Origin of the sequence: Neorhizobium sp. BETTINA12A (genome assembly GCF_023006485.1) — a bacterium.
Taxonomy (GTDB): Bacteria; Pseudomonadota; Alphaproteobacteria; order Rhizobiales; family Rhizobiaceae; genus Neorhizobium.
Window position 1 is genome coordinate 1 of record NZ_JALBGW010000155.1, and the last position, 11,333, is coordinate 11,333.

Genomic DNA, 11,333 nt, shown 5'->3' on the forward strand with positions numbered 1-11,333 from the left:
CCACGGGCGGCGGCATCATCGCCGGTCCGGGCGCCGGTGCAAAAGCGACGAGCGGGGCCATGGTGGGCGCTGCCATCGCGGCCGACTGAACGGACATCGCATCGACGGCTGCAGGCGTCGGAACGGGAAGTCTTGCGGTCTTGGCGAGTGCCACGGTCGGCTGGGTGTCGGCTACCTGGACGGTGGACGCAAGCTGGACGCCCGGAGGGATCGTCTGGCCTGCAACCTGAACCGGCCCGTAGACCGGCAGATCGGCTTTATGCGTCGTCGTCTGGCCATCCGCGGAAGCTGTCTGAACAGGTCCTGTCGCCTGGCCGTTGATCGGGGCAACCGACTGCGTCGATGCAAGCTTTTGCTCGCGTTCGACGCTCGAACATCCGGTGAGAGCTGAAGAAACGGCGCACGCCACAACCGTCCCGCGGCCGAGGAATCGGATTATCGCCATTGGGTCGCTTTCATGAAAAAATGGTTACCCCAGTCCGCCCAAACGCCACCAAAAGAGCATTTCCATTAACCTATTGGGTGGCGTCCGGCAAGACGGCGAGCGTCAAGCGGCGATCCGGCGATAACCGGCGGTCACCGCACGCCGTGAAATGAAGCGCGTCTGGGGTTTGCGCGAGGCGGCATTGAGGTTGGCGGGGCGCCGTCTGCGGGCGAGCACGCGGCGCGGAAAAAGCACGTGAATTCCGGCTCCAAGTGCTGCGCAAACAAGGAAGGTCGCCTGCATTTCGAGAAGCTGGGGCAGGAGCGACCGGTCGGGATCGACGAACTGTGTGAGCACGGCTGCAAGAACGATGGCATAACGCGCCTGGAAGGCGGATTTGCCGAACAGGCATCCAAAGATTCGCGCCGCCCGACACTCGGGAAGATTGTCATTGTCGGCGATGGGGCCGGAGATTCGCGGGTCCTGGTAGGACCAGAGCACATAGAGCATCAGGTAGCCCAGCCCCGCCCAGGAGATTACGTCGACGAGCTTCGGCAGATAGACGGCGACCAGGGCCATGGGGATCATCGCCACGATCAGGGCGGCCGACATTCCGACGGCAAGTCCCGGAACCGTGGCGATCGCCGTGCGGCGACCGCGCTGGAGCGAGAAGCTGGCGGTGAGACAAGCAAGGGGGCTTGGAAGGAGGGCGAGAAATACCGCGGTCGCAGCAAAAGCGAGCCAGATGTCAGCCGTCATTCCATTTCCTCCCGGACGCCCGTTGAGCGGCGCCCGCTAATTTTCTTGTCTCAAGCCGTTTCGAAGGGTTGGCCGATATGGTCCATCACTTCGCCGAACCATTTTGCCGTCAGATCGAAATGTTTTCCACCCTTGATTCTGGGAAATTCGATCGTGCGCAGTTTTCCACCCTGATCCTCGTCGTGGCCGGTGACGCCGGAAACCTTGTTCAGCGCGCTTTCGACCGCGAGATCGACCATGCCCTGGATGAGGCGCAGGTCGCCGCCGTTCGCCGGTGCCGAACGGGCGAAATAGCCGGACTTCTGCACCATAGAGCGATCGGCTCCGATCAGCGCTGCGAACTGCTTCTGGAACCAGCCGCCGACATTGATCGTGTCTATCTTAACATGGCCGAACGCGTCGCGCTTGATCGCTTCGCCTGCCGCTTCCCGTTCGGCGACGATCGTATCGAGGCCGGCACCTTCCGAAACGAACAAGGTCACGAAACCGCGCTGGTCCATGACGTCCTTGAGGCGTGCGGCCTCCTTGTCGAGGTCGAAGGCCATCTCCGGCAGGTAGACACCATCGATGTTCTTCATAGCGCTGTTCATCATGAAGCCCTCGACATATTCGTTGCCTTTGGTCTTCTGAATATAGGCTCGTGCGGTCGCGGCGGTAAGCCAGCCGCAGTGACGTCCCATCACTTCGTGAATCACAAATGTGCGAGGAGCGGCACTCTGCTCGTTCGAAACGTTGTCGAAGAAAGAGGCACCGACTTCGGCAGCCGTCCAGGCGCCGAGCGACTGGCGGATCGGCACGATATCGTTGTCGACGGTCTTCGGTAGGCCGACGACGGTCAGGTCGTAGCCATTGGCGCCGAGATAGGCTGCGAGGTCGGCGGCCGTCGTGTTGGTGTCGTCGCCGCCGATCGTGTGGAGGATGGTGATCCCATCGGCCGCTAGCCGCTCGGCGGCAACGCGAAGCGGGTTCTCGCCTTCCTTGACGAGGCCGCGCTTGACGCAATCTGCGGCATTGGTGAGCTTGACGCGGCTGTTGCCGATCGGCGAGCCGCCGTAGCGGTGCAGCAGATGCGCCTTTTCGCGCATGTCCCTGGTGATTCCGATGCGGTCGCCGAGCAGAACGCCCTGATAACCGGAGCGGTAGGCGACCATCTCGATATCAGGCGCGACGTCGTTGTAGCGCTCGATCAGGCCGCCGACGGCGGAAGACAGACAGGGCGCGAGGCCCCCTGCGGTCAGCATTGCTACTTTCTGTTTGGCCATCGATCCTCCTTGACGCGCATGCTCGCGTACAGTTCAAAACCGCTGAATGGATGCGACAGAGATAGGCCCCTGTAAAGTGAATTTCTCAAGAAAAACCGCAGCTTCGACTTCGTGGCGCAGGAGAGGCTAATATAATCGATTCAACTCTTACGGCACTCAAGCCTCGCCTGTGGAAAACAGATCTGCGGGCCTCGTCAATTGTCCCGGAGTACAGCGTCACCTGTCTGTGAGCGCCGGTGATTGTTCGGAAAACATGAACATAGTTTAATCTAAGACGGGCCGTCCGTCGTCTTGCAATCGCGGCTGCAATCTGGTCCACTATTCTGATGATCTGGGATTTTGCTTGCCTTCAGTTTTCTTCTCTATGGGAACGGCTTCTCGGCGCCATGGGCGACGCAGCCGGGAACGCGCTCGGCCGCGTCATTGAGGCGATCCGCACGGTATTCGAGGGTGATCCGGAAACGCGCCGGCAGGTGTCGTTTTCGGTTGCCATCATCGCGCTGTCGGCCAAGATGGCGAAGGCCGACGGTATCGTCAGCGAGGCCGAGGTCAAGGCCTTTCAGCAGATATTCGATTTTCCCGACGAGGAAGCCCGCAACGTCGCACGCCTCTATAACCTCGCGCGCCAGGACGTTGCAGGTTATGAAGCCTATGCGACCAAGCTCGCCGGATTGTGCAGCCCCGGTGCCGGCAAGGCTGATAATTGCCCGATGCTGGAAAACGTCGTGGACGGCCTGTTCCATATCGCTAAGGCGGATGGACTGGTGCATGAGGCGGAACTTGCTTTCCTGTCCCGCATCGCCGAAATCTTCCGCATCGACGAGGGGCATTTCCGCCGCATCATGGCGCGGCACGTGCATCTCGAGGGCCGGGACCCCTATCTGGTGCTCGGCGTTTCGCCGGAAGACGATTTCGCCAAGATCCGCAAGCAGTACCGCTCGCTTGTCTCCGAACATCATCCCGACCGGCTGATCGCCCGCGGTGTTCCGGCTTCGCTGCATGCCGCCGCCAACGAGCGCATGGCGGCACTCAACGCCGCCTATGCGGCGATCGAGAAAGAGCGCCGCGCCGCATGACGCCGTTTAACGCCGATTATGCCGGCGCGACGGTAAGGCCTTCTCCCAACCATGGCGAACGTGCCGGCGCTCGCCGGCCCGACATGATCATCCTGCACTATACGGGCATGCCGAGCGGCGATAAGGCGCTCTCCTGGCTGTGCAACGAGGAGAGCCAGGTCTCGAGCCATTATTTCGTCCACGAGGACGGAGGCGTGGTGCAGCTCGTGCCGGAGGATCGGCGTGCCTGGCATGCGGGCAAGAGCTCCTGGGCCGGCGAGATCGACATCAATTCCTGTTCTATCGGTATAGAGATCGCCAATCCGGGCCATCCCGGAGGCCTGCCGGCCTATCCGTCCACGCAGGTCGAAGCCGTCGTCGAATTGTGTCGCGATTGCGGCGAGAGGTGGCAAATCCGGCCGGAAAGGGTGCTCGGACACTCCGATGTCGCCCCGATCCGCAAGGTCGATCCGGGCGAAAATTTCCCCTGGGAAAAGTTGTACCTTGAGGGGATCGGCCATTGGATCGATCCAACGCAAATCAGCGGCGGACGGTTTTTCCAGTTCGGGGAGAGTGGCCAGCCTATCGAGGCCTTGCAGTCGATGCTCTCGCTCTATGGCTACGGAATTGAAATCACGGGCACTTTCTGCGAGCGCACGAAGGGCGTGGTCGAGGCTTTCCAGCGGCATTTCCGGCCGCAGCTCGTCGATGGGATCGCCGATTTCTCGACGATCGACACTCTGCATCGGCTGCTCAAGTCCTTGCCAAAATTCAATTGACGCCGAGCGCCGCGGCGGTCGTTTGAACCGGCGGAAAACCGCAAAAATCAGCCGTGCCACATCATCTCCTTATTAGCCCGGTCTAAAGGACCCGCTAACGGCAGCCGCCATGTTGGACGGGGGTTGCAGAGATAAACGACCAGGATCGTTCAGACATCGCGCCGTCAATCCGGCGACGCGCTGAGAGGGTGTTTGCGTAACGGCACCCGCGATTCCTGCTGGTCCGGAGACACTTCACCTACATGAATATTATGATTGTTGCTGCCGCGGCGGGCCTTGCCATGCTGGTCGCGGGAACCGAACTCGTGCGCGCTGAGGACGACGCCGTCACTACCTATACCAAGCCGCTGATCATTCCATGGGAAACGCGCGAAACCGGTTTTGCCGCGCCCACCGATGAAGCCAAGCGCCTGGTTCGGCAGCTTCATTATTCCCAGCTGATCTCAAAATATGCGGACGAATATGATGTTCCGGAGGAGATCGCGCTGGCCGTGGTGCAGATCGAGAGCAATTTCCGGCCGACCGTCAAGGGCAGTGCCGGCGAGATCGGGCTGATGCAGATCAAGCCGGCAACGGCAAGGCTGATGGGCTATGAAGGCCCCGACTACGGCCTCTACGATCCCGAGACGAATATCCGCTATGGTATGAAGTACCTGGCCGGCGCGCATGAACTCGGCGGCGGCAAGATCTGCGGCACCATCCTCAAATACAATGCCGGCCATGGCGCCAAGCGCATGAACCCGGTTTCGAAGCGTTATTGCAACCGGGTCCAGGCGGTGATCGAGACCGCTGAACAGACGGCCGAACACACTGCGTCGCTTTCGCCTGTGGCATTTTGATTCCGAAAACGGCTAGAAGTGCTTCGAACAGAAGACATTTCGGCCGGTGGAATCGAAAGGCGAGGGCATGACGGAACGGTTCAGATTTATCGTGATCGGGAGGGGCATGATGGGCGCTGCGGCGGCCCGCTACCTCTCGAAATGGACCGACGGTATTGCGTTGGTCGGTCCCGGTGAGCCGGCGGACTACGGGCGCCATGAAGGCGTCTTTGCCAGCCACTACGACGAGGCGCGCATCACCCGGACGATCGATCCCGATCCCGTGTGGGCGCGCCTCGCCAATCGTTCGATCGAACGTTACGGCGAGATTGCCCGTGAAAGCGGCGTGGATTTCTATTCCCAATCGGGCTGCCTGCTGGTTGGCCCGAAGCGCGGCGACGGCCCGTCCTACGTCGCAGACGTGCTCGATGCGGCAGACAAGCTCGGCGTTTCGACCGAGACGCTGTCGGATGCGGATCTTGCTGGGCGATTCGGCCTCTTCTCGTTCCCGAAGGAGAGCGAAGGTGTCTGGGAGCCGAGGAACGCCGGACACATCAATCCGCGCCGGCTGGTGAAGGCGCAGGCCCTGATCGCCGAGCGCCAGGGTACGGCAATCATTCCGGAAACGGTTTCCTCGGTGCGTCAGGATGGCGATCAGGTCGCCGTCACGACCACCGAGGGCAACAGCTATCTTGCCGAAAAAGTGCTGGTCGCAGCCGGAGGTTTTTCGATCAACGAACGGCTGCTCGGCGCACGCCTCGACCTGAGTGTCTATGCCCGCACCGTCGCCTTCTTCGAGGTCGACGAGGCTGCGATGGATGTCTGGGGCAGGGTGCCTTCGCTGATCTGGAAATGGCGCGAGGGCGAGGACGGCGTCTATCTCCTGCCGCCGGTGCGTTATCCCGATGGCGGGATCTATCTGAAGATCGGCGGCGATCCGGACGATTTGCTGCTGCCGACGGAGCCGGACATCCGCGCCTGGTTCCGTTCCGGCGGGCGGGAAAGCACGCGCGCCCGGCTTGCCGAGATCATGACACGGTTGATGCCGGAGCTCGATCTCTCGCGCTCGTCGATGGCGGCCTGCGTCACCTCGTTCACCCCGACCGGATATCCGGCGATCGCCATGACCGATGCCTCCCGAATCGGCATCCTCAGCGGCGGCTGCGGGGCGGCGGCCAAGAGTTCCGACGAGATCGGCCGGCTCGGCGCCGAATTGATCTTCCATGGGGAAATCCGGGACGACGCCTATTCGGCGGATTTCCGCGCCGATTATCTCTGAACGGATTATCTCCGGCCTGATTACTTCCAGCCTATGGCTTTCGCTCGGCATCTCGGTTATGTGACCGCTGCCAGTTGGCCGGGCAGCCGCGCTTTACCAATGCCGAAAGGCGGTAGGGTGAGGAAAGTCCGGGCTCCACGGAAACACGGTGCCGGATAACGTCCGGCGGGGGCGACCCTAGGGAAAGTGCCACAGAAAGGAAACCGCCCCGCTTGCTGTACCGCTTTTCGACAAAGCGGCAGAGCTAGCGGGGTAAGGGTGAAAGGGTGGGGTAAGAGCCCACCGCGCTTCTGGTAACAGCGGCGGCAAGGTAAACCCCACCGGGAGCAAGACCGAATAGGGATGACACGGGCCACGTGAAAACGCGGCTACAGCCTGTTTCCGGGCCAGTCATCCGGGTGGGTTGCGTGAGGCGGCATGCAAATGTCGTCCCAGATGAATGGCTGCCACGTTCCGGTGCTTGCACCGGGGCCATACAGAACCCGGCTTACAGGCCAACTGGCGTTTACCTCCTCTCGCGGGCGCGATTCGGTCTACACCTTTCGGGGTATAGACACCCCTGCGGCCGCTTTTTGCGGCGCAGCGTTTATATCAGGAATTTCGAAAGCTCCTTTGTTTGTCGGAGCTTAACGAGGGTCGAAAATCCACTTGTCGGAAACTGCCGAGGCGGTTTCTTCATGTCCTCCGATAACCCTTTGTTAAACTTAACAGCTTATAAATAAATCCTGCTTGGGAGTGGCTAGCGGGGCTTCTCCCATTGACGCCCATATGGTCCCATGGTATCCCAAAATCGCACTGCACAAGGGCGAATGAGCGCCCGCCAATCCCTGAGTTTCGGTCGTCCTACGGCCGGGCGGTTATCCGCCCATCCGGGCGGCGAAGCTGTGTTTGGTGCTGTGTCAACGGGTGGGCGGGCTTCCGTCCTGCACCATAACGGAGCGGATGTTTGGCGTGATGAGCCGCTTCCTGTCGAATGCGACGAACAGGATCGATGCGAAGGGACGGGTCTCCGTTCCGGCGAGTTTTCGTTCGGTCCTTTCGGAGCGCGGGATCCAGGAGCTTTATTGCCTCCAGGATTTCACCTATCCGGCGATCAGCGTCGGCGGGCCGGATCTGCTCGATCGTTACGAGCGGCAGATCGCCTCCGTCGATCCGTTTTCGCCGGAAGCGAACCGGATGTCGCTGCTCGTTCACGGTGGCGGCCTCTTCATGAGGCTCGATGCGGAGGGCCGGCTGATGGTCACGGATTTCATCCGCGACTTCACGGGAATCAGCTCGGACGTTACCTTCGTTGGGCGCTCGGATCATTTTCAACTTTGGCAGCCGCAGGCGTTCCACGAGGCGCAGGCGGCGGCGAGAGAGGGGCGCTTCGGTTCGCGTCCCGCGTAAGACAGGGGAACGGAATGGCGGCGAATCCAGGCGACGGAACAGCGGAGCCCGAAGGCGGACCGGTTCGTCACATTCCGGTTCTTTTGAAAGAAGTTCTCGAGGCACTCGAGCCTCGAGCCGGCAAGATCATTCTCGACGGTACATTCGGGGCAGGTGGTTATACATCCGCGATCCTTGCGGCGGATGCCGAAGTGATCGCGCTCGATCGCGACCCGAATGCGATTGCTGCCGGCAAGGCGCTCGCCGATGCTCACAAGGGCCGCCTCCATCTCATTCAGTCGCAGTTCTCCCGCCTTGCCGATCATGCGCCGGAAGGCGGGCTTGATGGCGTGGTGTTCGATGTCGGCGTCTCCTCCATGCAGATCGACGAGGCCGATCGCGGTTTCTCCTTCCAGCGCAACGGCCCGCTCGATATGCGCATGTCGGCGAGCGGCGTGTCGGCGGCGGATGTCGTCAATCGCGCCAAGGTCGGCGATCTCACCCGTATCTTCGGTTTTCTCGGCGAGGAGAAGCAGTCGGGCCGCATCGCCCGCGCCATCGAGAAGCGGCGTCTGACCGAGCCGTTCACGACCACGCGCGAACTCGCCAACCTCATCGAGACCGTCAACCCGCGCAAGGCCAAGGACAAGATCCATCCGGCGACCCGCGTCTTCCAGGCGCTGCGTGTCTTCGTCAACGACGAGCTCGGCGAGCTCGCCCAGGCGCTGTTCGCCGCCGAGCGGGCGCTGAAGCCCGGCGGCCGGCTGGTCGTCGTCACCTTCCATTCGCTCGAAGACCGGATCGTCAAGCAGTTCTTTGCCGATCGTTCCGGCAAGGCCTCCGGTTCGCGCCACCTGCCGATGGTGGAGGCCAAGCCCGCGATCTTCGAACCCCTCGGCAAGTCGATGATCTCGGCGAGCGACGAGGAGGCGGAGTTGAACCCGCGCGCTCGGTCCGCAAAGCTTCGCGCCGGTGTGCGGACGGAAGCCGCGCCTCGGGCGGCCGACATATCCATTTTCGATCTGCCCGATCTCGCCAGCCTCGCAAAGATGGGAGCCTGATACATGCTGCGTAGCTTCGATCTTGTTCTGATCGGCGTCATGACGGCAGCGGCCGTCGTCACCTATTCGATCAAGCACCGCGCCGACGAGAAGCTCAGCGAGGTTCGCCGGCTCGAATCGGAAATCAAGCTGGAGAAGGATACGATCGATCTCCTGAAAGCAGACTGGGCCCTGCTGACCCAGCCCAACCGCCTGCACCGGCTGATTAACGTCTACAATACCGAGCTGGCGCTCGCCCCGACCGAAACGACCCAGCTTGCGATGCCGAAGGAGCTGCCGATGCCGAGGGCTCGGCTTCCGCAGCCCGAGACGACTATCGAGGATATCATCGCCGGCAAGAACAGCGAGGTTGCCGCAGCCCTGAAGGGTGTTGCCGCCGCCAAGGCCAAGCCCGCTCCTAAAATTCCCGTGCCGCTGCGGCGCGGTCCCGTCGAAGTCATTTCAACAGGATCGGTGAAACGCTGATGTCTTTCCTGTCCCGCATCATGATCGTCAAGAGCCGCGCGCATTTTTCGTCCGGCAGCCGTGGCCGCGGCTCTGAAAAGGCATCCTTCGAGGGAACCCGCAAGCGCAAGTCGGCCCAGGCGAAAAACCGCGTCGGCCTGCTGATCGCCGGCTTCGCGGTCTTCTACTGCGTCATCGGCGGCCGCCTGATGCAATATGGCGTCGCGCAGCCGCTGACCACCTCGAGCATCCTGCCGGCAGATCGGCTGCTGGCGTCGCGTCCCGACCTTGTCGATCGCAACGGCGCGGTTCTGGCGACCGACATCCGCACGGTTTCGTTGTTTGCCGAACCCAACAAGATCATCGATGCCGACGAGGTGATCGAGAAGCTCGCGACGGTCCTGAACGACCTCGACGTCAAGGGTACCTATTCGAAGCTGACCTCGAATTCGCGTTTCCAGTGGCTGCGCCGCCAGCTGACCCCGAAGCAGCAGAGCCAGATCCTGGCGCTCGGCATTCCGGGCATCGGTTTCCGGCCCGAAAAGCGTCGTTTCTATCCGGGCGGCCCGACCGCTGCGCATGTCGTCGGTTACGTCAATATCGACAATCGCGGCGTCGCCGGCATGGAGCGCTATGTCGACAATCAGGGCCTTGCCGATCTCGCAGCCGTTGGCATGACGTCCAATCAGCCGCTGGAACCGGTCAAGTTGTCCATCGATCTGCGCGTCCAGTCGATCGTCCGCGACGTGGTGACCGAAGCGATCACCAAGTACAGCTCGATCGGCGCCGGCGCGGTCGTCCTCGACGTACATACCGGCGAGGTGCTCGCCATGGCGTCCGCGCCCGATTTCGATCCCAACAATCCGGCCGAAGGCGGCGAGGAGGGCTGGTTCAACCGCGTGTCGAACGGCACGTTCGAAATGGGCTCCACCTTCAAGTCCTTCACGATCGCCATGGGTCTCGATTCCGGCAAGGTCAACCTTCAGAGCACGTTCGACGCCCGGTTCCCGATCCGCATCGGCGGTTTCACCATCAAGGATTTCCACGGCAAGGGGCGCATACTGAGCGTTCCGGAAATTTTTCAGTTTTCGTCGAATATCGGTACCGCCAAGATCGCCGACACGGTCGGCATCGAAGGCCACAAGGACTTCCTGACCAAGCTCGGCCTGCTGACGAAAATGCGCACCGAGCTTCCGGAAGTCGCTTATCCGAGCCAGCCGCGCGAATGGAAGAAGATCAATTCGGTCACCATTTCCTTCGGCCACGGTGTCTCGACGACGCCTTTGCAGACGGCGGTTGCCGGTGCGGCGCTGGTCAACGGAGGCAAGTTGGTCGAGCCGACCTTCCTGCCGCGTACCCGCGCGGAGGCCGACAAGGTCGCCACCCAGGTGATGAAGCCGACGACCAGCAAGGACATGCGCTTCCTGTTCGAATGGAACGGCGTCAACGGCTCCGGCAGAAACGCACGCGTGGCGGGCTTCAACGTCGGCGGCAAGACGGGCACGGCGGACAAGGTCGTCAACGGGCGTTACGTCCACGACAAGAACTTCAACGCGTTCCTCGCCGCATTTCCGATGGACAATCCGCAATATGTCGTCCTGACGTTCTGCGACGAACCCAAGACCGAGAAAGGCAACGGTGCAGCTCTTGCGGCAACCTCGGCTGCTCCCATGGTCAAGGAGATCATCACCCGCACGGCGCCCATTCTGGGAGTGAAGCCGAAATTCGGCAATGACGGTTCTGCCCTGCTTGTGTCTTATTGAGCGATAACAACTTGAGCGGACGATTCGAGGGGACGACGCTCAGAATGGACAATCAACCGATGAAGTTGCGAGAACTTGCCGGACGGGATTTCCCGGAAATAGCCGAGCTGATGGCCGGGCCGGCAGGCGATCTCGACGTGACCGGCCTTACTTCCGACAGCCGCAAGGTAACCTCCGGCATGCTGTTTGCCGCATTCGCCGGCACCAAGGCGGACGGGTCTCGTTATATCGGCGATGCGGCCGCCCGCGGCGCGGTCGCGGCGATTGCCGGCCATACGGCGGACGCGGGCATTCCAATCCTTGCCGTTTCCAATCCGCGCC

Annotated in this window: 11 protein-coding genes, 1 other RNA gene and 1 pseudogene; 10 read left to right on the forward strand and 3 right to left on the reverse strand. The window is 61.7% G+C overall.

Going from position 1 to position 11,333, the window contains the following annotated elements; genetic code table 11:
* The 3 genes and pseudogenes from MOV61_RS24440 to MOV61_RS24450 form a co-directional block, all read right to left on the reverse strand.
* A pseudogene (locus tag MOV61_RS24440) lies at positions 1 to 445 on the reverse strand (hypothetical protein); the annotation flags it as partial.
* A 102-nt stretch (positions 446 to 547) separates the two neighbouring features.
* Positions 548 to 1,183 carry a LysE family translocator gene (locus MOV61_RS24445; RefSeq protein WP_247138454.1) on the reverse strand — a complete coding sequence of 212 codons (636 nt, stop codon included), beginning with the start codon at positions 1,181 to 1,183 and terminating at the stop codon, positions 548 to 550.
* 50 nt (positions 1,184 to 1,233) lie between these two features.
* Complete coding sequence (locus MOV61_RS24450; RefSeq protein WP_247037126.1) at positions 1,234 to 2,445, reverse strand: pyrophosphate--fructose-6-phosphate 1-phosphotransferase; 1,212 nt, start codon at positions 2,443 to 2,445, stop codon at positions 1,234 to 1,236.
* A 326-nt stretch (positions 2,446 to 2,771) separates the two neighbouring features.
* On the opposite strand from MOV61_RS24450, the gene MOV61_RS24455 reads away from it, so the two are divergent.
* The 10 genes from MOV61_RS24455 to MOV61_RS24500 all read left to right on the forward strand — a co-directional run.
* The gene (locus tag MOV61_RS24455; RefSeq protein ID WP_247037124.1) at positions 2,772 to 3,521 is read left to right on the forward strand and encodes a DnaJ family molecular chaperone; all 750 of its coding nucleotides are present in this window, start codon (positions 2,772 to 2,774) and stop codon (positions 3,519 to 3,521) included.
* Positions 3,518 to 4,279 carry an N-acetylmuramoyl-L-alanine amidase gene (locus tag MOV61_RS24460; protein ID WP_247138455.1) on the forward strand — a complete coding sequence of 254 codons (762 nt, stop codon included), beginning with the start codon at positions 3,518 to 3,520 and terminating at the stop codon, positions 4,277 to 4,279. The genes MOV61_RS24455 and MOV61_RS24460 overlap by 4 nt, the downstream gene beginning before the upstream one ends.
* 242 nt (positions 4,280 to 4,521) lie before the next feature.
* Positions 4,522 to 5,118, forward strand: coding sequence for a lytic transglycosylase domain-containing protein (locus MOV61_RS24465; RefSeq protein WP_247138456.1), 597 nt, complete (start codon positions 4,522 to 4,524; stop codon positions 5,116 to 5,118).
* 67 nt (positions 5,119 to 5,185) lie between these two features.
* Positions 5,186 to 6,376 carry an FAD-binding oxidoreductase gene (locus MOV61_RS24470; RefSeq protein ID WP_247138457.1) on the forward strand — a complete coding sequence of 397 codons (1,191 nt, stop codon included), beginning with the start codon at positions 5,186 to 5,188 and terminating at the stop codon, positions 6,374 to 6,376.
* Positions 6,377 to 6,446: 70 nt separating this feature from the next.
* Positions 6,447 to 6,882: RNase P RNA component class A (gene rnpB, locus MOV61_RS24475), an RNA gene on the forward strand.
* Between the two features lie 448 nt (positions 6,883 to 7,330).
* Positions 7,331 to 7,765 carry a division/cell wall cluster transcriptional repressor MraZ gene (gene mraZ / locus MOV61_RS24480; RefSeq protein WP_038549302.1) on the forward strand — a complete coding sequence of 145 codons (435 nt, stop codon included), beginning with the start codon at positions 7,331 to 7,333 and terminating at the stop codon, positions 7,763 to 7,765.
* 14 nt (positions 7,766 to 7,779) lie between these two features.
* Positions 7,780 to 8,805: a 16S rRNA (cytosine(1402)-N(4))-methyltransferase RsmH gene (gene rsmH, locus MOV61_RS24485; RefSeq protein ID WP_247138458.1), complete on the forward strand. Its 1,026-nt coding sequence runs from the start codon at positions 7,780 to 7,782 to the stop codon at positions 8,803 to 8,805.
* A gap of 3 nt (positions 8,806 to 8,808) precedes the next feature.
* The gene (locus MOV61_RS24490; RefSeq protein WP_247037106.1) at positions 8,809 to 9,270 is read left to right on the forward strand and encodes a hypothetical protein; all 462 of its coding nucleotides are present in this window, start codon (positions 8,809 to 8,811) and stop codon (positions 9,268 to 9,270) included.
* Positions 9,270 to 11,012, forward strand: a complete 1,743-nt coding sequence (locus MOV61_RS24495; protein ID WP_247138459.1) for a penicillin-binding protein 2 — start codon at positions 9,270 to 9,272, stop codon at positions 11,010 to 11,012. The genes MOV61_RS24490 and MOV61_RS24495 overlap by 1 nt, the downstream gene beginning before the upstream one ends.
* Positions 11,013 to 11,071: 59 nt before the next feature.
* The coding region (locus MOV61_RS24500) for a Mur ligase domain-containing protein (protein WP_247138460.1) at positions 11,072 to 11,333 on the forward strand (262 nt) is incomplete at its 3' end.